Annotated in this window: 26 protein-coding genes; 12 read left to right on the plus strand and 14 right to left on the minus strand. The window is 63.3% G+C overall.

The features are described from left to right. Positions 1-87: 87 nt before the first annotated feature. Complete coding sequence (locus tag QZV93_RS13650) at positions 88-453, minus strand: hypothetical protein (protein WP_295559177.1); 366 nt, start codon at positions 451-453, stop codon at positions 88-90. Between the two features lie 182 nt (positions 454-635). Between QZV93_RS13650 and QZV93_RS13655 the strand changes: the two genes are divergently transcribed. After that, positions 636-1,199 carry an SRPBCC family protein gene (locus tag QZV93_RS13655; RefSeq protein WP_295559178.1) on the plus strand — a complete coding sequence of 188 codons (564 nt, stop codon included), beginning with the start codon at positions 636-638 and terminating at the stop codon, positions 1,197-1,199. Here QZV93_RS13655 and QZV93_RS13660 read toward each other — a convergent pair. Then, a complete protein-coding gene (locus QZV93_RS13660; protein WP_295559179.1) occupies positions 1,196-2,062 on the minus strand; it encodes a DUF72 domain-containing protein in 867 nt (288 codons plus the stop codon). The two genes, QZV93_RS13655 and QZV93_RS13660, sit on opposite strands and share 4 nt — an antisense overlap. Before the next feature lie 148 nt (positions 2,063-2,210). Between QZV93_RS13660 and QZV93_RS13665 the strand changes: the two genes are divergently transcribed. Beyond that, positions 2,211-3,164 carry an energy transducer TonB gene (locus QZV93_RS13665; RefSeq protein WP_295559180.1) on the plus strand — a complete coding sequence of 318 codons (954 nt, stop codon included), beginning with the start codon at positions 2,211-2,213 and terminating at the stop codon, positions 3,162-3,164. A 6-nt stretch (positions 3,165-3,170) separates the two neighbouring features. Here the strand turns inward: QZV93_RS13665 and QZV93_RS13670 are convergent, their stop codons facing one another. Together QZV93_RS13670 and QZV93_RS17610 are read right to left on the minus strand one after the other, a co-directional pair. Further along, positions 3,171-4,259, minus strand: a complete 1,089-nt coding sequence (locus tag QZV93_RS13670; protein ID WP_295559181.1) for an SRPBCC domain-containing protein — start codon at positions 4,257-4,259, stop codon at positions 3,171-3,173. Positions 4,260-4,275: 16 nt separating this feature from the next. Then, positions 4,276-4,848, minus strand: a complete 573-nt coding sequence (locus tag QZV93_RS17610) for a metalloregulator ArsR/SmtB family transcription factor (protein ID WP_363157123.1) — start codon at positions 4,846-4,848, stop codon at positions 4,276-4,278. 41 nt (positions 4,849-4,889) lie between these two features. Here QZV93_RS17610 and QZV93_RS13680 point away from each other — a divergent pair, with 41 nt between their 5' ends. Continuing rightward, a complete protein-coding gene (locus QZV93_RS13680; protein WP_295559183.1) occupies positions 4,890-6,413 on the plus strand; it encodes an MFS transporter in 1,524 nt (507 codons plus the stop codon). A gap of 96 nt (positions 6,414-6,509) precedes the next feature. Here the strand turns inward: QZV93_RS13680 and QZV93_RS13685 are convergent, their stop codons facing one another. Further along, on the minus strand, positions 6,510-7,274 hold the full coding sequence (locus QZV93_RS13685; protein WP_295559184.1) for a DUF2147 domain-containing protein: 765 nt from the start codon (positions 7,272-7,274) through the stop codon (positions 6,510-6,512). 115 nt (positions 7,275-7,389) lie between these two features. Here QZV93_RS13685 and QZV93_RS13690 point away from each other — a divergent pair, with 115 nt between their 5' ends. Together QZV93_RS13690 and QZV93_RS13695 are read left to right on the plus strand one after the other, a co-directional pair. After that, entirely contained in the window at positions 7,390-7,920 is a 531-nt protein-coding gene (locus QZV93_RS13690) for a GNAT family N-acetyltransferase (protein WP_295559185.1), read from the plus strand. A 57-nt stretch (positions 7,921-7,977) separates the two neighbouring features. Beyond that, on the plus strand, positions 7,978-8,241 hold the full coding sequence (locus QZV93_RS13695; RefSeq protein WP_295559186.1) for a hypothetical protein: 264 nt from the start codon (positions 7,978-7,980) through the stop codon (positions 8,239-8,241). Positions 8,242-8,252: 11 nt separating this feature from the next. On the opposite strand, the gene QZV93_RS13700 is transcribed toward QZV93_RS13695, so the two are convergent. Beyond that, positions 8,253-9,902: an FMN-binding glutamate synthase family protein gene (locus tag QZV93_RS13700; protein WP_295559187.1), complete on the minus strand. Its 1,650-nt coding sequence runs from the start codon at positions 9,900-9,902 to the stop codon at positions 8,253-8,255. 240 nt (positions 9,903-10,142) lie between these two features. Beyond that, positions 10,143-10,466, minus strand: a complete 324-nt coding sequence (locus tag QZV93_RS13705; RefSeq protein ID WP_295559188.1) for a hypothetical protein — start codon at positions 10,464-10,466, stop codon at positions 10,143-10,145. Positions 10,467-10,660: 194 nt separating this feature from the next. Here QZV93_RS13705 and QZV93_RS13710 point away from each other — a divergent pair, with 194 nt between their 5' ends. Continuing rightward, on the plus strand, positions 10,661-11,674 hold the full coding sequence (locus tag QZV93_RS13710) for a lipid A biosynthesis acyltransferase (RefSeq protein ID WP_295559189.1): 1,014 nt from the start codon (positions 10,661-10,663) through the stop codon (positions 11,672-11,674). Between the two features lie 38 nt (positions 11,675-11,712). Here the strand turns inward: QZV93_RS13710 and QZV93_RS13715 are convergent, their stop codons facing one another. The 3 genes from QZV93_RS13715 to QZV93_RS13725 all read right to left on the minus strand — a co-directional run bounded on the left by QZV93_RS13715 (position 11,713) and on the right by QZV93_RS13725 (position 13,229). Next, positions 11,713-12,180: an FKBP-type peptidyl-prolyl cis-trans isomerase gene (locus QZV93_RS13715; protein WP_295559190.1), complete on the minus strand. Its 468-nt coding sequence runs from the start codon at positions 12,178-12,180 to the stop codon at positions 11,713-11,715. 54 nt (positions 12,181-12,234) lie between these two features. Continuing rightward, positions 12,235-12,516 (minus strand): hypothetical protein, encoded by a 282-nt coding sequence (locus QZV93_RS13720; RefSeq protein WP_295559191.1) that lies wholly within the window; start codon positions 12,514-12,516, stop codon positions 12,235-12,237. 146 nt (positions 12,517-12,662) lie between these two features. Beyond that, positions 12,663-13,229, minus strand: a complete 567-nt coding sequence (locus QZV93_RS13725; protein ID WP_295559192.1) for a TIGR00645 family protein — start codon at positions 13,227-13,229, stop codon at positions 12,663-12,665. 289 nt (positions 13,230-13,518) lie between these two features. Between QZV93_RS13725 and QZV93_RS13730 the strand changes: the two genes are divergently transcribed. The 4 genes from QZV93_RS13730 (at position 13,519) to QZV93_RS13745 (ending at position 15,888) form a co-directional block, all read left to right on the plus strand. Next, positions 13,519-14,352, plus strand: coding sequence for a hypothetical protein (locus QZV93_RS13730; protein ID WP_295559193.1), 834 nt, complete (start codon positions 13,519-13,521; stop codon positions 14,350-14,352). A 79-nt stretch (positions 14,353-14,431) separates the two neighbouring features. After that, positions 14,432-14,695 (plus strand): hypothetical protein, encoded by a 264-nt coding sequence (locus tag QZV93_RS13735; RefSeq protein WP_295559194.1) that lies wholly within the window; start codon positions 14,432-14,434, stop codon positions 14,693-14,695. A 172-nt stretch (positions 14,696-14,867) separates the two neighbouring features. Beyond that, positions 14,868-15,449 carry a hypothetical protein gene (locus tag QZV93_RS13740; protein WP_295559195.1) on the plus strand — a complete coding sequence of 194 codons (582 nt, stop codon included), beginning with the start codon at positions 14,868-14,870 and terminating at the stop codon, positions 15,447-15,449. Positions 15,450-15,594: 145 nt separating this feature from the next. Next, positions 15,595-15,888 carry a hypothetical protein gene (locus QZV93_RS13745; RefSeq protein ID WP_295559196.1) on the plus strand — a complete coding sequence of 98 codons (294 nt, stop codon included), beginning with the start codon at positions 15,595-15,597 and terminating at the stop codon, positions 15,886-15,888. A 115-nt stretch (positions 15,889-16,003) separates the two neighbouring features. Here QZV93_RS13745 and QZV93_RS13750 read toward each other — a convergent pair whose 3' ends face one another. The 3 genes from QZV93_RS13750 to QZV93_RS13760 form a co-directional block, all read right to left on the minus strand. Next, positions 16,004-16,183: a hypothetical protein gene (locus QZV93_RS13750; protein WP_295559197.1), complete on the minus strand. Its 180-nt coding sequence runs from the start codon at positions 16,181-16,183 to the stop codon at positions 16,004-16,006. Between the two features lie 267 nt (positions 16,184-16,450). Further along, positions 16,451-16,588 (minus strand): aa3-type cytochrome c oxidase subunit IV, encoded by a 138-nt coding sequence (locus QZV93_RS13755; RefSeq protein ID WP_295559198.1) that lies wholly within the window; start codon positions 16,586-16,588, stop codon positions 16,451-16,453. A gap of 578 nt (positions 16,589-17,166) precedes the next feature. Beyond that, positions 17,167-18,387: a DNA cytosine methyltransferase gene (locus QZV93_RS13760; protein WP_295559199.1), complete on the minus strand. Its 1,221-nt coding sequence runs from the start codon at positions 18,385-18,387 to the stop codon at positions 17,167-17,169. 422 nt (positions 18,388-18,809) lie between these two features. On the opposite strand from QZV93_RS13760, the gene QZV93_RS13765 reads away from it, so the two are divergent. After that, positions 18,810-19,826, plus strand: coding sequence for a hypothetical protein (locus QZV93_RS13765; RefSeq protein ID WP_295559200.1), 1,017 nt, complete (start codon positions 18,810-18,812; stop codon positions 19,824-19,826). Positions 19,827-19,854: 28 nt separating this feature from the next. On the opposite strand, the gene QZV93_RS13770 is transcribed toward QZV93_RS13765, so the two are convergent. After that, positions 19,855-20,292, minus strand: coding sequence for a very short patch repair endonuclease (locus QZV93_RS13770; RefSeq protein WP_363157130.1), 438 nt, complete (start codon positions 20,290-20,292; stop codon positions 19,855-19,857). 387 nt (positions 20,293-20,679) lie between these two features. On the opposite strand from QZV93_RS13770, the gene QZV93_RS13775 reads away from it, so the two are divergent. Further along, positions 20,680-21,003, plus strand: coding sequence for a hypothetical protein (locus QZV93_RS13775; protein ID WP_295559201.1), 324 nt, complete (start codon positions 20,680-20,682; stop codon positions 21,001-21,003). The last annotated feature ends 881 nt before the right edge of the window (positions 21,004-21,884 follow it).

Raw genomic sequence — 21,884 nt, forward strand, 5'->3', positions numbered from 1 at the left:
GCACGGTCGAAATGTGGCGCAAAGGAGGCCCGCGTCACGAATGGCGGATTGGCGTGACGCGAATGTCTGAGGCGAGGGCCGGCGGCTTTATTTGCAGATCAGGAGATCGCGCGAGCCGGTGTCGTCGGTGACGGTCAGCGTGTCGCCGGAGACCGTGAGCGCGAACTCGTACGGCTCGGCAGTGCCTTCGATCGTGCACTCGGATTTCACCTTCCACTCGTTGTCCTGCCCGTTGACGGAGGTGAACTTGCAATGGGTCTCGTACTGGTCGTAGCCGTCCTTCGACAGCACGAGCGGCGCTTCCTGGCGGTCCTGTCCCACCTTGCATTGTGCGAGGTCGGAGGCCCAGGTGCCGACGTATGCCGGCGCTGCCGTGCCTTCGGCCAGGGCGGCGAGAGACGACACGACGAGGGCCGATACGGCGAGCGAGAGTGTCGTTGTTTTGGTGCGCATTCGTTGTTCTCCCGTTGCGATGCCGTGGCACAGGGCCCGGACGCGATAATTCCCGCGCCTGCCTCAGGCTCGGGCCTACGCAAGCGTCTCCTGGGCAAATCTGTCAAGAGGGCGGCAGGGTAGTCCGGCGTGTGACACAATGATATGTCATCCGGCACCCTGGCGAATTGGTGAGGAACACTATGCTGAAACGGATCTTTCTCGTGGTCGTGGCCATCGTGGCGCTGTTCTCCATTTACGTGGCGCTGCAGCCGTCGACGTTCCGTATCGAGAGGAGCGCCATCGTGGTTGCGCCTCCGGCTCAGGTCTTCGCCGAGGTCAACGACTTCCACAACTGGGAGGCTTGGTCTCCCTGGGCCAAGCTCGATCCCAACGCCAAGACAACCTTCGAAGGCGCGCCGTCCGGTGAAGGCGCCGTGTTCCGCTGGGCGGGCAACAAGGAGGTTGGCGAAGGCAGCATGACGGTGCTCGAGAGCAAGCCCGACGAGCGCGTGAAGATCCGCATCGATTTCGTCAAGCCGTGGCAGGGGACGAATACCGCGGAGTTTACGTTCAAGCCGGACGGTCCGCGCACCATCGTCACATGGGCCATGTTCGGCGAGCAGGGCTTTATCGAGAGGGCCGTGTGCATGTTCATGAACCCCGACAAGCTGGTGGGCGGTCAGTTCGAGAAGGGGCTTGCGAGCTTGAAGACGATTGCGGAAGGAAAAGCGGCACCGGCCGTCGCGGATCCGGCCCAGCCCTAGCTCTTCGGCTTCTTAACGGGCGACGGTTTGGGCTTCTCCTGCACATGAGGTCTGGTGTCCGCAGGGCCGACAAGTTCTATGAGCGCTTGCGCGGCGGCTGGGGCGCGTACCTTGCCGCCGTGGATGAAATAGACGAACACGTCGCGCGGACGACACTCGGTTTTCGGGGGCGGAACAACGCAATCTTCGGCGACGCGAGTAGGCACGGCGCCTTCCGCCCAAGTGGCCGCGGCCTTGGCCCATGCCGCAATGTCCTTCGCCGGGTAACCTGTCGCAATTTCGTCTTCTCCTTTCTGGAGGCGCGCGTAGACGAAGTCACCGGACAGATCGGCGATGGCGGGATACGTCGGGTGGTCGGCATAGACGACGGGAACGCCGAAACGGCGGATCAGGGCGATGAACTTGGGATCTTTGAACGTCGGGTGTCGCACCTCGACCGTGTGGCGGAGCTTGCGGCCGTCGAAGCTTTCGGGGAGCAGCTCGAGGAAGGCGCCGAAATCGGCGGCATCGAACTTTTTGGTCGGTGCGAATTGCCAGAGGATCGGGCCAAGCCTGTCGCCCATCATGGTCACGCCCGAATCGAGGAAGCGCTTGATGGAATCGCCCGCTTCCGCGAGTACGCGGCGATTGGTGGCGAAACGCGGACCCTTGACGGAGAAGACGAAGCCGTCGGGGACGTCGCGCGCCCATTTTGCGTAGGTCGCCGGCGTTTGCGAGCGATAGTAGGTGCCGTTGATCTCGATCGACGTCAGGGCGCGGCTCGCGAAGTGCAACTCCTTGGCCTGAGGCAGCTTCTCGGGATAGAAGACGCCGCGCCAGGGTTCGAACGTCCAGCCGCCGATGCCAGCTCTGATGGTTCCCATCTCTCATGCTCTCGCAATCGACTATGCCTCTCCACAGCATAAATCGGGCGTAGGAAGGGCGACAACCTGCCGAATGGCGGCCGTGTGCTGATGGCCCTTTCATTGTGGTAAGGAGTGCTTGGCGCGTCGCAGGAGTGAACGCGAGCCCATGGAAACGGCCGAAACCACCCTTACGCTCAGCGAGCGTCTGGTGCAGCCCTTGGACCCCAGTCAGCGGGCCTTCCGGGTTGCGCTCGTCGCTGCGCTGTTGCTGCATGCGGCTCTTTTCATCGAGGTCGGGCGCTCGGTGCCGCGCGCCATGGGCGATCGCCAGGGCGCGCCGGATGCGATTGCGGTCGATCTGGTGACGGAGGCAGATCTCAAGAGCCGCGAGACCGTGGCGATGCCGCCGGCCGGCGTACAGGCGCCGCCGCCTGCCGCGGCTCCGCAACCGCCTCCCGAGCCTCAACCCGAGCCGCAGACCGAAGAAGCCGCGCAGCCGCAACCGAAGGCCGTCGAGCCGGCGAAGGAGCCCCCGCCACCGGACAAGGCGCCCGAGAAAGCTCCCGATAAGCCGCAGGAGCAGGCGGCGCTGCCGGATTTTGAATCGGCGTTGCAAGATCTGGCGACGGCGCCGTTCCCAAACGAGCCGGCGAAGACGCCCGAAAAGGAAAAGCCCGCCGAAACGAAGCCCGAGGCCGCAAAGCCGGCGCAGCCTGCGGAGAAGCAAACGCCTCCCGCTCCGGCGAAGAAAAAGCCCGCGCCGCAAGCCCGGCTCGATCCGTCGCAGCAGGACCTGCAAAATGCGCCGCCGGGACGTTCCGCGGGCGCGACGCGTCCGCCCGGAATTACGCGTTCTGGCGAGAACGACGATTTCGGTCGCGCGGTCGTTCGCGCGTTGCGACAGACGATGCCGCCGCCGCGCGGGATCTTCGGGCGCGTGACGGTGCGGCTCATTCTGACGGAGAACGGCGATCTTGCGGAGGTGCGCGTGCTCGATGCGTCGGGGACCAGCCTCGACCAGAGCGTGGTGTTCGCAACCAAGCAGACGTACTACCCGCTGCCGCCCTACAAGTCGACGGTGGCGGATCGCACGTTCACGATCACCTACGTCTACCGGTAGGGCGCTTCAGTCCTTGTTCAATGTCTTGTCGAGGTCGGTGTCTTTTCCGGCCAGATGCTTGTCCTCTTCGGGGAGAACGTCGGCAACGGCGGAGAGCCGCTTCCATGCGGGATCCGGTGTTTTGGCGTCGGCGTTGGGGACGAAGGTCGACTCCTCCAGCAGCTTCATCTTGTGCACGTAGCGCGGGCAATTCGTGAACACGGATTCGATGGCGATACGCACGATCTGCTGTGCGCCCGGGTAGCGCTCGCGCAAGGGGTCGTCGACGCTGACGCTGGCGGAGCCCATGACGCGCATGCGCGCCTGGCGCTCGAAGTCGACGAAGAGAAGAGCGATCTTGCTCGTCTCGTCGATGTTGCCCATCGAGAGATGCATGCCGTTGCCATTATAATCCGGGAAGGCGAGGGTGCGCTCGTCAACGACGGCGACGAAGCCGCGGGTGCCGCCTTTGTAGGAACAGTTTGGCTGCCCGTAGGCGTCGGAGGTGGCGACGAAGACCATGTTCTGGCGCGTGATGAAGGCGGCGTCGACAGCGCTCAGATGGTCGTGGATGAGAACGGCCTCGAGCCGGTCCGCCAGCTTGCGGGTGGCGAAGCGATCCTGCATGCGCCGGTGGCTGTCGGAATAGAAATCGGCGCGCCGGCTGTCGTCATCGAGCGGAGAAACAAATTTATGCGCCGTGGCTGCGGATTCGAGCTTGCTCATGCACTCGGTCCAGCTCACACGATAGATCTCGGCCTCGTCGCGGCCGGTGAGCTTCTCGTGCGTCAGCGTGAGCTCCGTGAGGTCCGGCTCGAGCTTCTGGATGTCGACGACCACAACAGAAGCGTCGGCGCGGAGCGCCGGCACCGGGCCGTCATACATCCATGAGAGAGCGACGCGCCGGTTCTCCGCCAGCTCCAGATACGTGCCGCAGAAAGAATAGGGCTTGCCGTCGCCGTTGAGGCCATCGAGCCGGAAGCGGCCGCCTTTCCGGAGATCGACGGTGACGGAGGTCACGGTGTCGGCGCCGGGTGCGAGCCATTTGGCGATGAGGCGCGGCTCGGTCCAGGCGGCATAGACGGCGTGCGCCGGCGACTTCAGCTTGCGCACCATCGTGACCGAGACACTCTTATTTTTGTTTCGTGCCGCCACCTTTTCCTCCTTCCACGTCGGAAAGGACGTCCTCCAACGCGCTGAGGCGCTCGCCCCAGAAACTCTCGTAGGCGCTCAGCCATTCGAACGCTTCGCTCAGAGCGTCGGCATTGAGGCGGCATACGTGATTGCGTCCGACGATCTCGCGATCGACAAGGCCGGCGCGCTCAAGCGACTGGACGTGTTTCGATACGGCGGCAAGGGACATGTCGAAGCGCGGCACAAGCTCGCTGATATGGTGGGGCCGCTTGGCGAGCAGGCCGACGATCTCGCGCCGCGTGCGGTTCGCAAGCGCGTGAAAGAGGTGGTCCAGATGCTCGGGGTCGTTGTGATGCTCAACCATGTGATTGAGTGTTTCATTGCCGGAGCGGATTGTCAAACCGGAGGCTTCGGCGGCCGGGTGTTCCACGTTCGATGTGCGCCGTGCGGTGCATTGGCGAATTTCATTAATTTTGGTCTTTGCGATCAGGGGGCTGCCGATCTCTCTTGCCGTGACTTTCGTCGACTTGGGCGCTAAGACGCGGGGATGCAGTCCTCCCGGGCCACGCATCGGCTGGGGGAAATCGAATCCCGCCGGGAGGCCGACCGCTCATGTCTCTGACCGTGACCGAGAGCGCCAAGGCGACGCGGCGCGACTGGATCGGCTTGGCCGTCATCGCGCTGCCATGCCTGTTCTACTCGATGGATTTCACCATCCTGCATCTGGCCGTTCCGCAGATCGCCTCGGCGCTGAAGCCCAGCTCGGCCGAGCTGCTCTGGATCGTCGACATCTACGGATTCATGATCGCGGGCGCGCTCATCACGATGGGAACGCTCGGCGATCGTGTCGGCCGGCGCCGGCTTTTGATGATCGGCGCGGCGGCGTTCGGCGTCACGTCGGCGTTGGCCGCGTTCTCTCCCACATCCGAGGTCCTGATCGCCGCGCGCGCCCTGCAGGGGCTTGCGGCGGCAACGCTGGCCCCTTCGACTCTCTCGCTCATCCGCAACATGTTCCACGACGACCACGAGCGGGCGTTTGCCATCGGCGTGTGGGTGGCCGCGTTCTCGGTCGGTGCCGCCATTGGTCCGGTGGTCGGCGGTGCAATTCTTGCCCACTACTGGTGGGGGGCGGCGTTCCTGATCAACGTGCCGACCATGCTGCTGCTGCTGGTGCTGGGTCCGAGGTTCCTGCCGGAGTTTCGGGACGAGAACGCGGGGCGCATCGACCTCGTGAGTGCCGCCCAGTCCATGGCCGCCGTGCTGGCGATCATCTATGGCATCAAGCACGCCGCCGAGGCAGGTTGGACCCCGCTGTCACTGTTCGCGATCGGGGTCGGGCTGCTGATCGGGGCGTATTTCTTTCAGAGGCAAGCCTCGCTCGCCGATCCTCTGATCGACGTCGGCTTGTTCCGGGTGCGCGGGTTCTCCGCTGCGCTCGCCACCAACATCGTGGCGCTGTTCGTGATCTTCGGCACGTTCCTCTTCATCGCGCAGTACCTGCAGCTCGTGCTCGGCATGGGGCCGTTCGAGGCCGGTCTCTGGACGGCGCCATCCGGGCTCATCTTCGCGCTCGGGTCGGTGGCCGCGCCGGCGCTCGTGCGCCGCTATCCCGCACACATCGTGATCGCGGTCGGATTTTTGATCTCGGCCGTGGGCTTTGCCATGCTGACGGTACTGAGCGCGACCGACGGTCCTTGGCTGATGTTCGCCGGGATGATGATCCTCTGTCTGGGTGTTGCGCCGTGCGGCGCCATCACAACAGATCTCGTCATGGCGTCAGCGCCGCCTGAACGGGCGGGCGCCGCGTCGGGCATCTCGGAAACCAGCTTCGAGTTCGGCGGTGCGCTCGGCATCGCCGTGCTCGGCAGCCTGGTCACGGCGATCTATCGCAGCGCCATGGTGGGAGAAGCGCTGCCGGGTGTTCCTGCCGATGCGGTTATGGCCGCCAAGGATACGCTAGGCGGCGCGGTCGACATCGCGAAGCATCTCTCCGCGGAAGCCGGTGCGAACCTTCTTCATGCCTCGCGCGCCGCGTTCGTGCATGCGTTCGAGGTGTCCTCCGCCGTGTCGGCGGCAGGCTCCGTCGCGGCGGCGGCCTTCGCATACATGTGGCTCAAGAGCGAACGCCGTCGATGAATGGAAATGATGACGGCGCGGGGGAGGTCTCCCGCGCCGTCATCGCCTTGCGTCGGCCTCAACCAGGTTCGCTGGTGTTCAGTAAGCGCAGAGAGCCTAGTTGCGACAGGGGACCTCGATGACGCGGCCAACGTAAGGGATCTTGTACTTGCACTTGCGCTCGGGCTCGAAGCTCTCCTCGACCGGTGCGCCGGCGGTCTGCTCGGGAGCGGACGCCTTCTTTTCCGGAGCGGGCGCCGGCTCAGCCGTGACGGGTGCGGCATCGGTGGCCACCGGTGTCGCGACGGGCGTGGCTTCAGCGACGCGCCGCTTCTTCGGGGTCCCCATGAGTGCGAGCGAAGCGCTGGATGCGCCGGTCGCAGCCGGCTCGATGGACCGCTCCTCGATTTTGGCCGGCTTGGCTTCCGCCGTCGCCTTGGTTTCGACAGCCTTGGCGGGGGCCGGTGCGGCGGCACTCTGCTCACCGCAGCGGGCGACATCGTCGGGTGCGCGGTTCCAGGTGAAGGTTTTGCTGAAGAACGAGCCGGCGTTGCCGATGACGCGCAGTTTGTCGTCGCTCATGCGCGTCAGCGCGACGCTGTATTTCTTGCCGCGTTCGGGGCTGTAGATCCATCCGCCGCCGCTCTCCGTGACGTTGCCGAGGATCTGCATGCCGCAGCGGCCGGAGTTCTTGGCATCTTTGATGTGGACGACGTAGCCGCAGAGGCCGTTGCCGCTGGCGCAGGGTGCGATCTCGACGGCGCCGCGGCCGTTGTGGTCGAACCAAACACCGGTCGGATCGGTGCCGGCGGCTTTTGAACCCGACGACACTATGATGAGTCCCGCCGCAGCGAGCGTCAGAGTGCGAATGCTGTGGTACATGGCGCGTGGTCCCCTTCTCGCAAGGATGAAGTCTCGCGGTCTCGATGGGCCATGTTTGCCGTGCCGGCGGCGCGGCTGCTATTCCGCAGGGAACAGGTGTGGCAGTATCCCGGCCATGAGGCTGCGTCCTGCCACGTCCGCCGATGTCGCCCTGCTCGAGGCGTGGAGCGGAAAAGACCATGTGATCGCGTCGGCGCCGACGGAAGGTCCGTTCGACTGGGCCGGCGAAGTGCCGCGCTCGGTGCCGTGGCGCGAGATCCTGATCGGCGAGGAGGGCGCGCGACCGGTCGGCGTGGTGGTGATCATCGATCCTGCGACCGAGGAAACGCATTACTGGGGGGAGATTGCGCCGGATCTGCGCGCGATCGATATCTGGATCGGCGAGGAGGCCGACCTCGGGCGTGGGTACGGTACGGGCATGATGCGCCAGGCGCTGGCGCGCTGCTTTGCCGATAGCTCGGTCACGGCCGTTATCATCGATCCGTTAGCAACCAACGTTCGCGCGCAGCGCTTCTACGAGCGGATCGGGTTCACGTTCTTCGAAAGGCGTACGTTCGGCGAGGACGATTGTTTCATTTACCGCATCACGCGCGAGAGCTGGGACGCGCAAAAACCGGGTTACGAGAATTTAGCCGTGCGCCGGTGATCCGTCTCATGCCGGTGCGCGTTGTCCGGTAAGTGCAAAACCAGTGGAGTGAGGACCATGCGACGGACATTGATATCGGCGGCTTTGAGTCTCGGCGCGCTTGTCGCGCTCGGTTCGACGGCCGTGCGGGCGGATTCCTATTGGGAGCTCGAGGCGGCGCGGGCCAATGCGCGGGCGGGCGGCCCGGTCAGCGAGCGGGATGCCGAGCTGCTCGAGCGGTATGGCTGCCTCAGCGGAACGAAAAGCGCGTTCTGCCAGCAGCTCAGCCAGCGCGACAAGAAAGTCTATCGCGTCGACCGCCGGCGGGCGCGGCGCGACTAGGTTTTCCGTTTCTACTCGGCGGCGCGGGGCAGCGCGCTCGCCGTCATCGGCGCGAAGGTGTCGGCTCTCGCCATGGCCCAGGCGTCGCGGAAGCGCGGATCCGCCGTGCCCGCTAGCAGCTCGCCCGGCGCGAGCTGGTGATAAAGCTCGGCGAATGTCACCACGCGATCCGGTGCCGCCCGGTGCATGAAATGATGCGGTTTGAGCTCGCCCGGATGGGAGAGCCCCGCGGCCGCGATGAGCTCGGCCAGCGCCTTCACCGTTTCCTTGTGGAATTGCATGACGCGCTCACCCTTGGCCGGCACGACGATGCCGCGCTGGCGCGTCGGATCCTGCGTGGTGACACCCGTGGGGCAGTTGCCGGTGTGGCATTGCTGCGCCTGAATGCAACCCACCGCAAACATGAAGCCGCGCCCGGCGTTGCACCAATCGGCGCCGAGCGCCATGACACGGGCCATGTCGAATGCCGATACGATCTTACCCGACGCTGCGATCCTGATGCGGTCCCGGATATTGGCGCCGACGAGTGCCGCATGCACGAACGTGAGACCGTCGCGCAGCGGCATGCCGAGATGATCCATGAATTCGAGAGGAGCGGCGCCCGTGCCGCCCTCCTTGCCATCCACGACGATGAAGTCGGGAGTGATGCCGGTCTCGACCATGGCCTTGACCACGGCCAGAAACTCCCAGGGGTGGCCGATGCAGAGCTTGAAGCCCGTGGGCTTGCCGCCCGAGAGATGCCGCAACTCGTCGATGAACTCGAGGAGTCCGATCGGCGTCGAGAATGCCGAGTGATGGGCGGGCGAGATGCAGTCGCGTCCTTCCTCGATGCCGCGAATGCGGGCGATTTCGGCCGTGACCTTGGCGCCGGGCAATACGCCGCCGTGGCCGGGCTTGGCTCCCTGTGAGAGCTTGACCTCCACCATCTTGATCTGCGGGTCGGCGGCGACGTCCGCGAACTTTCCAGGCGAGAACGAGCCGTCGGCGTTGCGGCAGCAGAAGTATGCGGAGCCGATCTCCCAGATGAGGTCGCCGCCGTACCGGCGGTGATACGGCGTCACGCCGCCTTCTCCGGTGTCGTGAGCGAAGCCGCCCATTTGAGCGCCCTTGTTGAGCGCGAGAATGGCATTCGCCGACAACGAGCCGTAGCTCATGGCGGAGATGTTGAAGACGGAGGCGGAGTACGGCCGGCTGCAGTGAGGCCCGCCAATGGTCAGGCGGAACGGCTCACGAGCCGGCTGCTTGGGCGCCATGGAGTGGTGCAACCACTCGTAGCGGCTTTCGTAGACGTCGTAGAGCGTGCCGAACGGGCGCTTGTCGAGATCCTTCTTGGCGCGCTGATAGACGATGGCGCGCTTGTCGCGCGGGAAGGGGGCGCCGTCGGTGTCGGCCTCGAAAAAGTACTGACGTATCTCGGGGCGAATGTCCTCGAGTATGAAGCGAAGGTGGGCCGCGATCGGGTAGTTGCGCAGAATGGCGTGCTTGGTCTGCAGGAGGTCGTGGATGCCCAAGGCGGCCAGGGACGCGGCAACGATGAGCGCGCAGACGATACCCAGGTTGTCGGGATAGCGCCACGTCAGGATGGCGAGGCTGACCGTGCACGCGACCGCGATCGTGAGCACGCTGTAGCGCGGCGTGAAAGGAAGCAGGAAAAAACGCATGTGGCCTCCGCTTGGAGGGGCATGTCAGCGAACTCCTCAACGCAACCTTACAAGAAAAGTGATGCCGGTTTCGCGACGGCGCACCTTACATCTGCTGCGTGGCCCGGCGCTATGGCCGATAGACCAATACACGCAGTGATGCACAGGCCGGATTGTGTGAATTGCTGCAGTTGCGTTGAATTCTCCGGGTTTCGCTTGTTAGAATGCTTTGCCGATAATTGGCGTGGAATCAGGCCAATGCTACGCGCTTTGCTCGCCCTGGCTTTTATCGTCCTTGTCGCTGGCGCGACAGGGGCGGGCGAATCGGTGCCCGTCACGCAAATTTCCGCGGCTCCGGCGCTTGCCGAGCAAGCGGTTGCGGGCGGCAATCAACACGCTGGCGCGTTGTCTCAGCCCGGGCCTGCCCAGGGCGACGATACTCCCGATGTCGAGAAGCAGCCGTGCTTCAACATCCAGCACAGAGAGGCAAAGCCTGCCGCTCATGCCCTTGTCGCGGCCGTTCGTGGGCCACGTCCGGCGACAGTCGCCGCTAGCGGCGCCGACCGGCCGCTCCTGCAACGGCATTTTCTCTTCCTCTATGCGTGCGCGCCCCGGGGCCCGCCCAGCCTGGCCTAGCCCCTAACATTTCCGCTTCACTCTCGTCGTCGTTCGACCCGCGCTTGGCGGTCGATGCGTGTTCATGCGCGGGCAAAGTCCGCCGCAGCGAGAGTGCATTTGCTCGTCAACCGCGATCGGCCGTGATCGCGAAAGGACATCGCGTGCTTCTCAAACGCATCCGGCACGGGGCCGAATTCGGTGCGGCCAAGCTTGCCATTTTCATCATGGGACTGTGGGGTGTCGACGCTTCGGCGTATGCGTTCGCTTGGCTGAGCCGCCGCATCGGACCGAGGACCCGGCGGCATCGTCAGAGCCTCGACAACCTGGCCGTCGCCTTTCCGGATCTCGGTCCGGACGCGTTGAATCGCATTGCGCTCGACATGTGGGACAACATGGGCCGCGTGGCGGCGGAGCTGCTTCTGGTCGATCGCTTGATCGCCGATCCGACACGCATCCAGATCGTCGGCGCAGACGGGCTCGAGACTGCCATCAGGGATAAGCAACCTCAGATCGGCGTGACGCTGCACACGGGCAATTGGGAGGTGGCGATTTGGCCGGTGCGCCGCTTCGGCGGCGATCCGGCGGGCGTGTACAGACCGCTCGCCAATCCATATATCGACCGCCTCGTGCGTGGGCGTCGCGATGCTCTTTTCAGCGGCGGCCTGTTCGCGAAAGGGCGGGACGGCGGGCCGAGGGCCGGCAAGGTTCTGATCGATTTCGTGCGCGGGGGCGGTTGGCTCGGCTTCGTTTGCGATCACGTCGACCGGCGCGGCGTTGCAGTCGAGTTTCTGGGACAGACGCCCCACGTCACGCCTGCGCCGGCTCTCATCGCGCGTCACACGGACTCCCGGCTCTGGGTTGCGCGTGCGGTTCGTCTCGGCAGGGCAAGCCGATTTCGAATCGATGTGGTCGAGCTCGACCTGCCGAAAAGCGCCAACAAGCGCGAGGATGCCCTGCGCGCAACGGAGATGATCTTCGCCCAGTTCGAAGAATGGATCCGCGAGCATCCCGAACAGTGGCAATGGTGGAACATCCGCTCACCGTCACGGGCGGCCGTGCGGTTGCGTGCGGCGCGAACGGGTGTTTACCGGCCTTCAAGCCGGTCCGCGGACGAGCGGGACAAGTGGCTGCACCGGGGCCGCGGGGTGAATGCCGGCACGGGGTCGGCGCGTTGAGCCCTCCGGTGCGCATGCACCGGAGGGCTCAGTGCCGATTACTTCACCTCGAGAAGCTCGACGTCGAAGATCAGCGTGGCATTGGGCGGGATCACGCGGCCGGCTCCGCGTGCGCCATAGCCGAGCTCGGGCGGTATGATCAGCGTCCGCTTGCCGCCCACCTTCATGGTGGCGACGCCTTCGTCCCAGCCGCCGATCACCTGTCCCGTACCGATGGCAAACTCGAAAGGCTGGCCGCGGTCGACGGAGCTGTCGAACTTGGCGCCCTTCTTGCCGTCCTGGTACAGCCAACCCGTGTAGTGCATGACGCAGGTCTGTCCGGTTGCCGGCGATGCGCCGGTGCCGACAACGGTATCGATGATCTTGAGGCCGGATGCCGTGGTCGTCTCGTCGCCGGCCGCCGCTGCGGGCGTGACCGCAGTGACGGCAACGACGGCGATGACCGTGCTGCAAAGCGCCGCGAAGGCGCCCAGCGTGCCGAGGCTCGCGCGAAGCAGAGTGCCCATGTCCAAACTCACTTTCTATTCTTCTGTTGCAACTGTTTCGCCGGCCGTGCGCCGCTATTGGGCCTTTGCCTTCGCTTCCATCTCTTTCAGGTAGTTCTCGATATCTTCCTGCGTCACCTCGTTGTTGGTCACGAGGGCCTTCAGGCAATCCTTCGAGAGCTCGGTTGCCTTCGATTTCATGCAAGCACGCAATTCGGGGGTGCCCACCTCGAGCTTGTCGCAGTGTTTGTGGTAGTCGTCCCGGCAAGCGTTTCTCACCGCGTCATTGACCTCGGCGAAGGCTGCAGGTGCGGCGACGCAGGCCGCGAGCGCGGCGGTGGCGAGCAGACGTTTCATCAATAGTCCCCCTTTTCAACTCAAGCCTACCGGCTTGGCGAATCTCTAGCACACCTCCGGGGGCGGAGGTGTGGCAGCTGGGTAAGTCGTGGAAGCTCAATGTGTTTCGGAGCAAGCTCCTGCGGGATTTGCTCCGAACGCCATGGCTAGTGTTGCGGGGCTGCCTTGGGCTTGGGTGCGTGCCCCTGGCCGAGGTGATCGACATAGGCAATGCCGATCGCCGACAGGATGAACGTGATGTGGATGATCGTCTGCCACATCACGCCGGCCTCGGTGAACTTGGCGCCTGCCACGCCGAGGTTGCCGGCCTCGATGAATGTCTTGAGAAGATGAATCGACGAGATGCCGATGATGGCCATAGCGAGCTTGATCTTCAGCACGCTCGCATTGACGTGATCGAGCCACTCGGGCTGGTCAGGATGACCTTCGAGCTTCAGCCGCGAGACGAAGGTTTCGTAGCCGCCGACGATGACCATGACGAGGAGGTTGGAGATCATCACCACATCGATCAGGCCGAGCACGATCAGCATGATCTGCTGCTCGCCGAAGTCCGTGGCGTGGGTCAGCAGGTGCATCAGCTCCTTCATGAACAGGAACACGTAGACGCCCTGTGCGATGATGAGGCCCAGGTAGAGCGGCACCTGCAGCCATCGGGAGCCGAAGATGAGGGAGGCGAGCGTGCGAAGGGGGGAACGGTCGACAGGCGAGGACATCGGCTAAGCCTCCGAGATGCGTTTGGGAATTCCGCGGCGCGAGATAGCATTGCGCCGCGGGAGTCGAAATGCGGCGTTAGAGACGGCGCATACCGACGTGCCGATCCTGATGGTCTCGGTTCGTCTCTCTGATTTTGTTCGTATTTTTTCCCAATCGGGTGGAGGCGGATGCGCCCCATGGCGAAGACCGGTCCTGGCGCGGGTTTCGTTGTGCTCAATTGAACGTCATTGTTTGGGCTCAAAATCATGCAGTGTTATCTGCGCCGGGAGCCCAGGAGTTATCTTTTCAATGATCAAGCGCGCCATTCTTGCGATCGCATCTGCGGTTGCTCTTTTCTTGCCTCTCGCGAATGCCGAGGCGCAACAACGCCGCTGGGAGGACTGGAGACCGGACAACCGCACGGACTGGGACCTCCTGGGGTCGACTCAGATCGGTACGCGGATCGAGCGCGACGCGATCGATATCGGACGCCGCGAAGGCCGCTTCAACTCCATCGGCTTCACCGTCACCGGAGGTGACGCGCGCGTCGAGGAGCTCAAGATCTTCTACGGCGGCGGCGAGTCGGACGTGCTCCGGGTCGGCGAGGTGTTCAAAGCCGGCTCGCGGTCTCGTCCTATCGATCTTCCGGGCCGCGCCGCGTTCATCCAGCGCATCGAGATCGCCTATCGCGCCTTCGGCCCGGTGAAGATCGATTTCTTCGGCGAGAAGCGGCGTGAGGCGCAATGGCAGAACCTCGGGTGCAAAGGCGTCGGCTTTCTCGATGCCAACGACGTGATCCGCGTCGGCCGTCGCGAGGGTGCCTTCAGTGCCATCAAGCTGCAGGTTTCCGACGCGAAGCTGCGGCTCAACCGGATTCGCGTCGTGTTCGGCGATGGAACGGCGCAGAGCTTCGACGTCCGGTCCGTTATTCCGGCGGGGGCCGAGACGCGTCCTATCGATCTCGACGGCCGCCGGCGTGTCATTGAGCGCGTCGATCTCGACTACCTGCCGTCGATCAGCCTCAAGCGCTCCTCCAACGTGTGCGTGCTTGCGCTCGAAGGGCGCGGAGGTCCTGGAGCTGGTCCCGGCTTTGGGGACAGGGGTGATCGCGGCGACAGGGGAGACTGGCGCGACCGGCGCTAAGATGCTGTCTTGAGTCATGCCGGGCGGCCGCTCGCGGCCGTGCCATCGGAATATTTGGATTTAAAAGGAACCGTTCGCCATGAAGAAGTCCACTGCCGCTGCTGTGGCCCTGTTCGCGACCCTGATCGCTGCTCCCGCGGTCGCCGCGCCGCCGGCCGATCAGGACGCCTGCAATAAACTCTCCTTCGATCTCGCGGAGAAGGCCGTTGCCAAGAAGCCGTCGGAAGCCCAGGCCGTGAAGATCGACGAACTGATCGGCAAGCTCGAAGGGCTTTGCAGCGACAGCAAGTTCGCGGAAGCCGAGACGACCTCGAAGGAGATCGAGGCGTTGATCGGCAAATAGCCGCTGCGTTGCCGCTTCGCGGAGTTTTCCGGTGTGTACGAGGGCAGCCCTGGTGGCTGCCCTCGGCATTTCCATGCGCTTGATCCTCACGGAACAGACAAATCCTCCGGGCGGCTGCAGCCTCGCGGAAACCCTCGTGTTTTCAGTGCGGCTGCTTGTCAGGAGGATTTCCATGGGCGTTCGGCGTGTTTTCGACGGCCTATACGTGGACCAGCTGTTTCAGAAGAACGATCGCGGCGAGATCGTCTTCTATCCGAGCGGCCTCATGGGCCGCGGCTATCTGCTTCCGGCGCATCGCGAGGCGGAGATGCGCACCAGCACGCGCCGTCTCATGATCTTCTCCCTCGCTTCCGGCATCGGCTTCGTGCTGATCGCGTCGCGGCTGATCACCGCCAGCGCCTTCGATCCGATGACCGTGCTCCTCTTCTGCGCGGGGTTTCTCCTGCTCCTGGGGCTGGTGTCAGTTCTTCAGCTGCGTCTGGCGCACAATCTGGCGCCGGCCGGCGAGCGGTTGCCGGCGCGGGAGTGGCTGCGGCGCGGGCGCCAGGCGCGTCCGTCCTGGACCTACGGTGCGAGCGTCGTTCTCGGCCTGCTGACGCTGCTGCTTGCCAGCGCCGGTATCGTGCTCGGCTACTCGGACGGTGATCGGTATGCCATCGCGGGCGGGCTGTTTCTGCTCGTGGTCGGGGTGCTGCTCACCTGGGACGGGGTTCTGGGGATGATCGAGCGGTCTCATGGGACAGTGAGGCAGTGAGGCGTAAGGCAGCCGTATAGGGTAAATGCGACGGCCTGGGCGGGGACAAGGTTTTGCGTGTTTCGGGTGCCGTCGCGCTTGCGCATCCCTCGGCCCCATAAGATAAGCATGCGGCCGGGATGGCGGACTGCAAGGAGCTTACACGATGACGGACACCAGAACCCCCACCGAAGAGATCGCCCAGCTCAAGCGCGAGGTCGCGGAGCTCTCGGGCCTTGCGCTGGCGACGGGTGTCATTCTCACCCAGCTCCTGCAGTCGAACCTGAAGCGCGAACTCAACCCGTGGAAGTCGGCGACGAAGATGCTGGACGAGGCGCGCGGCGCCATCGAGGGCTTCAAGCCGGAGACGAACGGCGAGCGCGATCCGATCATGAAGGAGCGTGCGCTCGAGGCGCTCAAGCAATACGAGCTGCAGATCAAGTCGGTGCTGCCGACGTAACACCGGGGGCGCAGCGCCCTCGCACTCCCCTGCTGAACAAAAAAGATGCGTCTTGCCGCCCGGAAGCGATTTGCATTCACTTCCGGGCGCTCAAATCTCTGCCGTGGTGTGCGGCTTACTTCTTCGGCGGTGTGAAGATCTTGGTGACTTCCTTGTCGATCGCCTTCAGGTCGGCCTCGATGTAATCGAAGATGGTCTTTTCCTTCTTCTCGGCGAAGGCCGGAACGGCGGTCAAGGTGCCTACGAGAAGGCCCGCAGCGGCGAGAGCAGCAAGTGTCTTTCCTGCGAATTTCATGAGAGAGATCTCCCTGGCAAACGCTCCCGGCCCCCTCGGCCGAGGACGCGTGCGACTCCCCCCGGGAGCCAGCACACCAGATTAGCGCGCCTCTGGGCGGCCTATGCAACGAAAATTTTCGGATAAGCACCGTGGAGTTTGGGGCGCCTCGCGGCACGGTGCGGGCGTGCGCGCGCTCGTGACATTCTTGCGATGGGCGGTGAGAGCATAAGTCAACGCGGCCGCCGATGAACGGCCGCGTCTGGTGTCCCAGTGGCGTCCGGTGCGTCACGCCAGGAAGACGTAGAGCCCGATCACCACCGCGGCGATGGCGGCGACGGAATAGCGGACGCCGCGAACGAAGCTGCGGTAATTGGCGATATGCTCTGCGTAATCCTGATCAAGGGTGGGATCGGCGGTGGCCATAGGAGTCCTCCTCGGCTGTTATCCCTCAGTTGTTCCCCGTATGCGGAGGATGACGCAGCGGCGCGGCTTTGCAAGGGGCGGCGTTGAAATGTGATCGGCGCTGATCCGGATCCATGGGCGGCGTGCGCGGGCGGCGCTGGGTGATGGATGACCTGAATTCCAGTGATTTCCTTCGACTGCGCGCGTGTGCGCTCGGCGCAGCGCGGCTGCCCGGGATGTGAAACCGAGAGGCGGGGCGGTGCAGGCGCCGCGTAGATGTTTTGAGAGCGGTTCCAACACCGCCCCGCGCAGGATTTTGGGCCGCTCGCCGGTCTTATCTGAGACCAGTGCCGGGGGATTTCACCCGGGCGCCGACGGTGACCTTCGGGGCGTTCCCGTTGCCGGGTCGCGCCGTCCGCACGCGATGGGCTGCATGCTTCGGGCGCGGCGTGATGCACGCCTGCTGCGGGAAGCTGCGTCGCCGCCCGCCGAACCTGCTCCCGCCTGCCTCACAGCGACGCCTCGCGAATGCGGCTCTCGTGTCAGGCGGGATGGGAGGAAGGGTAAGGGAGGCGAGGGGGGGCGGGGATAAAATAGGTTCATGCTACGCGCCGCGCACGAGCCCGATTTCCCTGACCGGTGCCGGGATGAGCAGTGTGCTCACCCTCAAGGGGCAGGTACTTGCGAGGAACCGCAGCAACCCGCTCAGCCTTTGGTGTCGTTTTGCGGCGTGGAGGTAGCAGCTTAAGCTTCTTGGTTCTTATCGGCGTATCGAGGAGCTGAGTGCGGATCTCCCGGGCCAGCACCTCTGCGACAAGCGAGGGGACTGCGTTTCCGAGCATCTTTTGGATCTCCGCTCGGGCACAGTCGAATGACAATCCGTCGGGAAAAGTTTGCAGTCGGCACATTTCTTGAGCGGAGAGTTTGCGATTGCGCCAATGAAATGGTCCGGTGGCGGGACCAGGCTGCGCCTGCAAGGTCCAGGAGGGACGGTCCTTTGCAAGCTTGAGCAGGAAGCTCCAATACCGAGTGCGCCATCCAAACAGAGGACGGCCGTTTCCACGCGGCGTGTGCCAGAGATAGTTCTGCCCTTCAGGAATGCTCGGCAGAAGATCCGCCCATTTGCCGGTCGTCTTGAGGGCGGGATCGTTGGGATCCTCCGGCAGGTCGCCTAGGGCATCCCAAGCCGTGCGGTAGGGCTCCGGCTTCGTGCGGAAAAACAAGTCCTCGACGTTCCCGTGAGTCGCGGCTGGGAACTCAAATGCACGACCGTCACGGCTCGCGACGATGAACACACGCTCGCGGTGTTGTGGGACACCGTAGCTCGCCGCGTCAATCACCTGCCAGAATGGTCGATAGTTTGTACCCACTTCGCGATTGATCTTGCGAAGACCTTCAAGGATGCGCTCGAGGCCCTCATCCTTCCCTTTGTAGGCCAATCCATAGACGTTTTCGAGCAGCAAGGCCTTCGGCTGAGTCTCGCGAACAAAACGGAGGTATGCTGTAAGCGTGTCCGCGCGCGAATCTTTGAGGCGCGCAGCATCGCCGCGTGCCCAGTATCCGGATTTCGAGAATGGCTGACATGGTGGGCCACCGATGAGCACATCGGCTTGTCCCTTCTTAAGGCCCGCGACTTTGAGCAATTCCTTCGAGGTGACGTGATGAATGTCGCGCTCGATAACCGGCCAGGAGCGGTTGAGGCGTAGCGTGCGGCAGCAGGCGGCATCTAGCTCAACGGCTACGGCAGTCTCGAAGCCGGCGGCTTCGAAGCCAAAGTCCAATCCGCCGGTGCCGGTGAAAAGGCTGATAGCCTTTAACATTCTTTGACCTCTGCCGCCCGTAGAGTGTGAGAACAAAAATAGAACGATTTCTGTTGTTGGTCAACCGAGCACGCCGCGAGTTGCGCTGGCAGTAACGCGACAGCGACCTCGAATCGATACACGCCTGCTAAGAGGCTACACTCATGTGGGGTGACGCCACGAGCTGTGTGCGCGCACTGTCCACGATGGTATGCGCGCAACCTGTCTCGAGAGTGATGTTCCCCATGAGCGACGATGACGTTTCCATTGGAGAGGAGACAGCGTTCTCTTGGAAGGCGTACTCCGTCAGCGCTCACGATAAGGAGCCTCTTCTTCAATTCCTTCGCGAGTCCCTCGAGCAGCGTGGCTGTACGGTCGTGAACGTAACGCCCTCTAGCCGCGCTCCGTTTCACATCGTGTTTGATCTGCCTGGAGGCGAGCGCATGAGCGTGCTCGCCTATGCTTTTCTCGCCAACACAAAGGTGACGAAGAACCGACCTGCCGACGAGCACCGCTTTCAAATCAAATATGGCAGCCACCTATCGGGCGTTCTCGATGTCGCGGTTGATCCGTTAGGTGTGACGACGACGATTTTCTTAGGCATTGATATCGAGCGGAAGATTTTTATTGCGGCTGATCCGCTTATGAACAATCCCTCGCCCATGTCCAGATCTGTCGAATTCAAGGCGGAGAATGTGGACCGCATCCTCGAATACGGCTGGTGCGCATGGGAGCGTGATCGCCGCGAGGCGAAAACGACGACGCGGCGCAAGTTCGAGCTGCTGCCAGACATTCGCACTGAGATCCTAATTGGCGGCAAGCAGGGCCGTCTGCTCGATCTTATCCTTCTTGAGCGTATTGCTCGGGGGCTGGATCCTGGTGAGCGTCATCTTGTGGCGGAGAAGCTTCCCGTGTTGCCCGATCCGCGCTCCGCAAGCAGTGCCATCTCTCATATTCTTCTCGACGAGCTTCAGATCGCTCCCGAGGCTCTTCTCGATCTAATCTCCTCTGCGAGCCGGCTGAAAATGGCGGTTCGTGGATGGGTAGCGGAGACGCACCTGGAGAGTTATCTCAAGACTGTTCAAGGCGTCACGGACTGCGCAAGACTGCAGGGCGATGGAAAGCCCGACATCAGCTTGCGTTGGAAGGGAGGCCCGCCGATGCTTATCGAGTGCAAGAATGTGCTGCGCACGACCTATGCGGGGGGCATCCCGAAGCTCGATTTTCAGCGGACGCGTGCCTCGAAAGCCGACCCTTGCTCTCGCTACTATATGCCAGGCGACTTCCAGGTTCTGGCGGCGTGTCTACATCCGATTAAGGAGGAGTGGGTGTTTGAGTTTGCGCTTACCGCTAACTTGCCGCCGCATTCGTCCTGTGCCGGCCGCATCAGCAACAACATTGCGGTGAATGCGCCTGCATTCTCGGCCGACATACAGGATGTGCTTGATCGACTGATTTAGTGGTCGCTGCCAGCCTTGTTTCCGAGGGCTAGTACTGAAGAAATTGTGTTATTGCTCCACGCAGTTGATCCAGATCTTTCAGCTGGCACTCCCATAGGGTCAGGGTTTGCCATCCTAGCTTCTCCAATTGCGCGACGCTCGTCTTATCGCGCTGCTTGTTGCGCTCGAGCTTTGGGATCCAGTACTCTGGCTTGGATCTCGGAATTTTGCGACCGTCAGGGCAGTCATGGCGATGCCAGAAGCACCCATGCACAAATATGACCTTGCGGCGGGAGGGGAACACGAGGTCGGGCGCCCCAGGTAGGTCCCGACGGTGTAGGCGGAAGCGATATCCCATCGCATGCACGAGCTGTCGCACGATCATCTCAGGCTTGGTGTCGACCTTCCTGATCCGCGCCATGTGCTCTGATAGCGAAAGTTTGGTTTTCGATGGTCCGATAGTGGACATCTTTTGAGTTGGTGGCATTTTTACTCCGCCCCACCGCTTTGTTTGCTCCGACTTTCTCTGTTGCCGCTGATCCACAACTCGCTGATAGGCGCTCGGGTGATCGGATCGGGAACATCTCCCTAGGAACCGTCGTCGGGCGGGGCTGTTTCCTCCACCTTCCTGTCATCCTCGGCTTCATGCCGAGGATCCAACCTTCCGCGTGGATGTGTTGAGCTTAGAGGGTGAGCGTTCCCAACTCGCGCATTGGATCCTAGGCACAAGGCCTAGGATGACAGTGTGGTGCGAGGCGATTGCGCTTCTCCGCTATGATCATCAGGGCATCGCTGATCGGGAACATCTCCCTAGGAACCGGAGTCCGTCGCGGCTGTTTCCTCCAGACAAGCAACAAGAACATGGAGGACCACCATGAAGGCCATTCTGGCAGCCACCGCCGCGTTGCTGTTGTCGACGGCAACCGTTGTGGCAGCAGACAGCAAGATGCAGCCGGGTCAGCCGTCGACGGGTGACGCCGGCAAGAGCACGAACTCGGACGGATCGGCCGGTGCGAACCCGTCGTCGGACGGCACGGTGATCAACCAGAGCAAGAATACGGGCTCCAATCCTGACTCCGCCGGCAAGAGCACCAATTCGGATGGCTCCAGCGGCGCATCCGGGGCGTCGTCGGGTGAGGGCGGCAGCTCGGACGGCGAGGGCGGCAGCCCGGCGTCGGATACCCAAGGCGCGAAGTAGTCGGCGCCTCTCTTTGCACCATCTTCTCTCTTTGCATGAGCTCCGCCGTTGCACCATCTTCTCTCTTTGCATGAGCCCCGCCGCGCTTCGGTTGCTGGCGGGGCTTTGCTTTTGCGCGTTGTGTCATCCTCGGCTTCATGCCGAGGATCCAACTGTCCGCCCGGATGATGCGTTGTGCTTCGAGGGGAGGCCGTTCGCGGGTTGTGCGGTGGATCCCAGGGACAAGCCCTAGGATGACAGTGGGCGGCGATGAACCTTTTCCTAGGGGCGGGGGCGGCTGACTCTCACCCCCGGGCTTTTGCCGGGGCGCGGCGGCATCGCCGTGGAGATCGGCGATCTTTGCGACGCGGAAACGCGCGACGTGCTAGGGTCGACTCGTGGGTCCGGCCATGGCGCCGCCTCAGCGAGATCTCAACCAGGGAGGATGTGGCCATGCCGAAGGGACAGCAGAAGAGCAACAAGGAAAAGCGCAAGCCCAAGAAGGACAAGGCCAAGCCGGCCAAGTAGACGAGGGGCTAAGCCCGCTTTCGATCCGTTTGAATCGGATTCGGCGCGCCAGGTTTTTTTGCTGGTCGCATTTTGCTCCGACGACCCGGTATCCGCTTCGCCGGGAAAATGTGCTGTGCCGCGGGGCTATAGGGTTGCAATGCGCATCGGCTCCGCGGACAGTGCGGCGCGCCTGTGCGCGATTTGCTGGGAACGTGCATGATCCATTGGAAACCCGTCGCCGAATATGTCGAACCGAACTGGGTCAAGGACGGCACGGAGCTGCCGCCGTCGTTGTTCTGGCGCACCAAGAAGGGCGCGGTGCTCGGCTATGTCCGCGACGGTGAGCTGTTCGACTGGAAGTGGCTCTATGTGTGCGACGCCAACAAGGTGAC

Source organism: uncultured Hyphomicrobium sp. (assembly GCF_902826555.1).
GTDB lineage: Bacteria > Pseudomonadota > Alphaproteobacteria > Rhizobiales > Hyphomicrobiaceae > Hyphomicrobium_C.

Bases quoted from the DNA above. Each gene is read 5' to 3' on its own strand.
- QZV93_RS13650 (WP_295559177.1), bottom strand. From the start codon at position 453: ATGCGCACCAAAACAACGACACTCTCGCTCGCCGTATCGGCCCTCGTC.
- QZV93_RS13655 (WP_295559178.1), top strand. From the start codon at position 636: ATGCTGAAACGGATCTTTCTCGTGGTCGTGGCCATCGTGGCGCTGTTC.
- QZV93_RS13660 (WP_295559179.1), bottom strand. From the start codon at position 2,062: ATGGGAACCATCAGAGCTGGCATCGGCGGCTGGACGTTCGAACCCTGG.
- QZV93_RS13665 (WP_295559180.1), top strand. From the start codon at position 2,211: ATGGAAACGGCCGAAACCACCCTTACGCTCAGCGAGCGTCTGGTGCAG.
- QZV93_RS13670 (WP_295559181.1), bottom strand. From the start codon at position 4,259: ATGGTGCGCAAGCTGAAGTCGCCGGCGCACGCCGTCTATGCCGCCTGG.
- QZV93_RS17610 (WP_363157123.1), bottom strand. From the start codon at position 4,848: ATGCGTGGCCCGGGAGGACTGCATCCCCGCGTCTTAGCGCCCAAGTCG.
- QZV93_RS13680 (WP_295559183.1), top strand. From the start codon at position 4,890: ATGTCTCTGACCGTGACCGAGAGCGCCAAGGCGACGCGGCGCGACTGG.
- QZV93_RS13685 (WP_295559184.1), bottom strand. From the start codon at position 7,274: ATGTACCACAGCATTCGCACTCTGACGCTCGCTGCGGCGGGACTCATC.
- QZV93_RS13690 (WP_295559185.1), top strand. From the start codon at position 7,390: ATGAGGCTGCGTCCTGCCACGTCCGCCGATGTCGCCCTGCTCGAGGCG.
- QZV93_RS13695 (WP_295559186.1), top strand. From the start codon at position 7,978: ATGCGACGGACATTGATATCGGCGGCTTTGAGTCTCGGCGCGCTTGTC.
- QZV93_RS13700 (WP_295559187.1), bottom strand. From the start codon at position 9,902: ATGCGTTTTTTCCTGCTTCCTTTCACGCCGCGCTACAGCGTGCTCACG.
- QZV93_RS13705 (WP_295559188.1), bottom strand. From the start codon at position 10,466: ATGCCGTTGCAGGAGCGGCCGGTCGGCGCCGCTAGCGGCGACTGTCGC.
- QZV93_RS13715 (WP_295559190.1), bottom strand. From the start codon at position 12,180: ATGGGCACTCTGCTTCGCGCGAGCCTCGGCACGCTGGGCGCCTTCGCG.
- QZV93_RS13720 (WP_295559191.1), bottom strand. From the start codon at position 12,516: ATGAAACGTCTGCTCGCCACCGCCGCGCTCGCGGCCTGCGTCGCCGCA.
- QZV93_RS13725 (WP_295559192.1), bottom strand. From the start codon at position 13,229: ATGTCCTCGCCTGTCGACCGTTCCCCCCTTCGCACGCTCGCCTCCCTC.
- QZV93_RS13730 (WP_295559193.1), top strand. From the start codon at position 13,519: ATGATCAAGCGCGCCATTCTTGCGATCGCATCTGCGGTTGCTCTTTTC.
- QZV93_RS13735 (WP_295559194.1), top strand. From the start codon at position 14,432: ATGAAGAAGTCCACTGCCGCTGCTGTGGCCCTGTTCGCGACCCTGATC.
- QZV93_RS13740 (WP_295559195.1), top strand. From the start codon at position 14,868: ATGGGCGTTCGGCGTGTTTTCGACGGCCTATACGTGGACCAGCTGTTT.
- QZV93_RS13745 (WP_295559196.1), top strand. From the start codon at position 15,595: ATGACGGACACCAGAACCCCCACCGAAGAGATCGCCCAGCTCAAGCGC.
- QZV93_RS13750 (WP_295559197.1), bottom strand. From the start codon at position 16,183: ATGAAATTCGCAGGAAAGACACTTGCTGCTCTCGCCGCTGCGGGCCTT.
- QZV93_RS13755 (WP_295559198.1), bottom strand. From the start codon at position 16,588: ATGGCCACCGCCGATCCCACCCTTGATCAGGATTACGCAGAGCATATC.
- QZV93_RS13760 (WP_295559199.1), bottom strand. From the start codon at position 18,387: ATGTTAAAGGCTATCAGCCTTTTCACCGGCACCGGCGGATTGGACTTT.
- QZV93_RS13765 (WP_295559200.1), top strand. From the start codon at position 18,810: ATGAGCGTGCTCGCCTATGCTTTTCTCGCCAACACAAAGGTGACGAAG.
- QZV93_RS13770 (WP_363157130.1), bottom strand. From the start codon at position 20,292: ATGCCACCAACTCAAAAGATGTCCACTATCGGACCATCGAAAACCAAA.
- QZV93_RS13775 (WP_295559201.1), top strand. From the start codon at position 20,680: ATGAAGGCCATTCTGGCAGCCACCGCCGCGTTGCTGTTGTCGACGGCA.